Genomic DNA, 3032 nt, shown 5'->3' on the forward strand with positions numbered 1-3032 from the left:
CGATCCCCCCTGCCCCCCTTGATAAGGGGGGTGCCGATAGGCGGGGGGATCTGAAAGTTTTTAATACCTACCTACTTAAGTCACCAATAAACAACAAAGTTCGATAATTTTGGTTTGCAAAGTTGCCAAAGGTTCTGCACCCCGCTTGAGACGATATTCTAATTCGAGAAGTATGGGCAAGGTGGCCAGAAGTTGCTTAGAAGAAAAGGATTGTATCTCTTTGCGAATGAAATACAGTCGCTTGGGATTGGCAATTTCGGCGGCGGCGGCGATATTTTTGTCGTCTTTTTCTCCTTCTTCAATTTTTAATTTCACTATTGCCCAAGTGCGAAATTGACCCCCTAGGGTGGCGGTGATACCTAGGGGGTTCTCGTTGCGATTTAATAATTCATTGACTAATTCGAGGGCCTTGCCTGTCTCCCGTTTTAAAATAGCACTGGCTAACTGTAAGCTGCTTTGATTGCTGGCATTGACTAAGCTTAAAATGTCCTTTTTGTCAATAGTTCCCGCCGAATTATTTTTAAATAAACGCAGTTTTTCTAACTCCATCCACAGCAAGCGGCTGTTATTTCCCACCGATTCAGCTAAGAGTTCGATCGCATCGGGGGTTAATTTTACCCCCACTTCTTTGGCAATTTCCCTAACTCTTTGGGCAATTTCCTCGACTTTCCAAGGCGGAATTAGTTCAAATTCTTTAACCTCCGCCTGATTTTGGATAAACTTGCTCGATTTTAAGCGGGAGTCGGGTTTTTTGGCACTGGTTAATAACAGATAGGAATTTTCGGGTAAATTGGGCAAAGTGCGCTGTAATTCCTGGAAAATATCCTCGGAACATTGTTGACAAATAACCGTATCAGCTAACCAAACTAAACGATTTCCCATGCCGAAAACTGGAGTCATCGCTTGATTGAGGGCCTCGATAATTGCCTCATTGCGATCGCCGTTGATTTTGTCATAATTAAACTGTATCCAATTGGGATCGAGAAGTTTTGCTTGCAGATTTTTCACCGCTTGGTTAATAGCAAATTCATCTTCTCCCCAATAAAATATTGTCGGCATGAGTTTCTAATTATAGCAGTTAAGTAGGTAGGTGTTAAAAGTTGTCAGACACCCCTCTGATCAAGGGGGGACTAAGGGGGAATCGGCACCCCCCTTATTAAGGGGGGCAGGGGGGATCAGAAGCGAAATTTATCTTCAATTTAATTATAACTACTTACTTATCTTGAGGTGTCACTATTGCCCATTTTGCCAAATTTTTACATTTTTGTCAGCACTACCAATAATTAAATATTTACCATCGGCACTAATTGCTAAAGATAACAGTTTGTCTGTGGGTTGATCAAGAGTTGCTAATTTTGCTTTGCTTGTTAAAGACCAAAACTTAATCATTTGATCCGAAAGCTTGTTTAATCTGATCAGCACAAGCAGCAGAGGATAAACCCAGAATTTCCTAATATTAACGCTGGCTATTCATAAACACAGGTAAAGACTATCTGACTCGATAATTTCCCAAATTAATCAAAAAATAGGCTCTTCTCGACTTTGTGTGATAATTTTTGCTTATAGAATCGTGAAATATTTACTGGGAAAGACTTTTAGGAGTATTTTGCTGAAGAAACTATCAGTATAGACCCCGTTTCCACACAGAAACCAGAAGAGCCAAAAATAGACTCGATCGACCCCAAATAACGCACAATAAAAAAGGAAATGTCAAAGGAGAATCGCAAATGTTGCCCTATATCCTAGCGGTCGTTGTGGGATTGAGTAGTCTGTACCTCCTCACCACCGCTTTTATCGCCCCCGATCGCCACCGTCAAGATGATTTTCTCTGGAGTGCGGTAGGATTATTCTATGCCCTTGTCCTCTGGTTGTGCGCGGGAAGGATTACAGGCGCTATCCTCCTCGGACAAGCTGCCGCAGCCATATTATTTATTGCTTTCGCTTGGCAAACTCTCAAACTCAGACAAGCACTTTTTTATCCCGACAAACCGGTTAAATTATTTACTATTGTCGGTTGGTTAGGCAATCGTCTGGGGAAAGTTACTCCCTCTCAATCCCCTAAAACTAAAGCTAAAGCTGAGAAAGTAGCGGCAAAAGTTAAAGAAACGGTTAAAGAAACGGTGGACCCCGTTATAGAAAAAGCGGCGGCTATCGGGGAAACTATTACAGAATCAGTGACAGAAATTGAGGAAAAAGCTCAAGAAACGGTGGACCCCGTTATAGAAAAAGCGGCGGCTATCGGGGAAACTATTACAGAATCAGTGACAGAAATTGGGGAAAAAGCCGCAGAAATTATTGATGATGATGAAACTTTCGATGATTTCGATGATTTCGATGATTTTGATTTGGCAACGGAAGAGATCAACTCTTCCGAAAATCCCCCAGAAATTCCCCCGACTGAACCTGTCGCAAATGTTGAAGTCGAAACTATTGCTGTTAGCGAAACGGTGATTATTGAAGTTACCGAGGAAGATTTGCCCCCAGAAGAAACTATCGGAGAAGATACTCCCCCAGAAACTCGATCGCCAAGCGCAGAAAATCCCCCCCCAGAGGAAGATTTGCCCCCAGAAGAAACTATCGGAGAAGATACTCCCCCAGAAACTCGATCGCCAAGCGCAGAAAATCCCCCCCCATCGGATTAAAAGTTAAGATTATTTAGCGGGTGGGTTAGGCAATAATTACTGAAGAAATTAACTAATTAATTTAACCTTTGCCCCCACCCAGTCAAACCAAGTTTAAAATGTGAATGGTTTTATTTTCCCAGTACACAGGGATAGAGCTTCTCGTTTTTCGGGACGATTTCCGAGATAATCTTCTAACCAAAGACAACCTCGATCGAGCAATTTTTGTAAATAATTATATTCCGTTTCTAAGGGCCATCGATGCTTTTGACCATCCCTAGCAATAATCACAATCTCTTGACCATCAGGACTAAAAGCGATACCATAGACGATATCTTCTTCTATTTTAAACTCGGAGCGCAAATTTCCGTCCCTGTCCCAGCGTCTAGCTGTACCATCCCTTGAAATAGC

General features: G+C 42.2%; 4 protein-coding genes. 1 reads left to right on the forward strand and 3 read right to left on the reverse strand.

From position 1 onward, the window contains the following. Positions 1 to 75: 75 nt before the first annotated feature. Both holA and PX481_RS24955 read right to left on the reverse strand, forming a co-directional pair. Positions 76 to 1059: a DNA polymerase III subunit delta gene (gene holA / locus PX481_RS24950; RefSeq protein ID WP_002757047.1), complete on the reverse strand. Its 984-nt coding sequence runs from the start codon at positions 1057 to 1059 to the stop codon at positions 76 to 78. A 174-nt stretch (positions 1060 to 1233) separates the two neighbouring features. Beyond that, positions 1234 to 1389, reverse strand: a complete 156-nt coding sequence (locus PX481_RS24955; protein WP_221634911.1) for a WD40 repeat domain-containing protein — start codon at positions 1387 to 1389, stop codon at positions 1234 to 1236. A gap of 338 nt (positions 1390 to 1727) precedes the next feature. On the opposite strand from PX481_RS24955, the gene PX481_RS24960 reads away from it, so the two are divergent. After that, positions 1728 to 2642 carry a Ycf66 family protein gene (locus PX481_RS24960; RefSeq protein ID WP_288096629.1) on the forward strand — a complete coding sequence of 305 codons (915 nt, stop codon included), beginning with the start codon at positions 1728 to 1730 and terminating at the stop codon, positions 2640 to 2642. 93 nt (positions 2643 to 2735) lie between these two features. Here the strand turns inward: PX481_RS24960 and PX481_RS24965 are convergent. Continuing rightward, positions 2736 to 3032: WD40 repeat domain-containing protein (locus tag PX481_RS24965; RefSeq protein ID WP_288096631.1), on the reverse strand; the 297-nt coding region annotated here is incomplete at its 5' end.

The sequence above is a fragment of the Microcystis sp. M53603_WE2 genome (assembly GCF_030065435.1).

Coding starts and splice junctions, on each gene's coding strand:
- holA (WP_002757047.1), bottom strand. CDS start 1,059: ATGCCGACAATATTTTATTGGGGAGAAGATGAATTTGCTATTAACCAA.
- PX481_RS24960 (WP_288096629.1), top strand. CDS start 1,728: ATGTTGCCCTATATCCTAGCGGTCGTTGTGGGATTGAGTAGTCTGTAC.
- PX481_RS24955 (WP_221634911.1), bottom strand. CDS start 1,389: ATGATTAAGTTTTGGTCTTTAACAAGCAAAGCAAAATTAGCAACTCTT.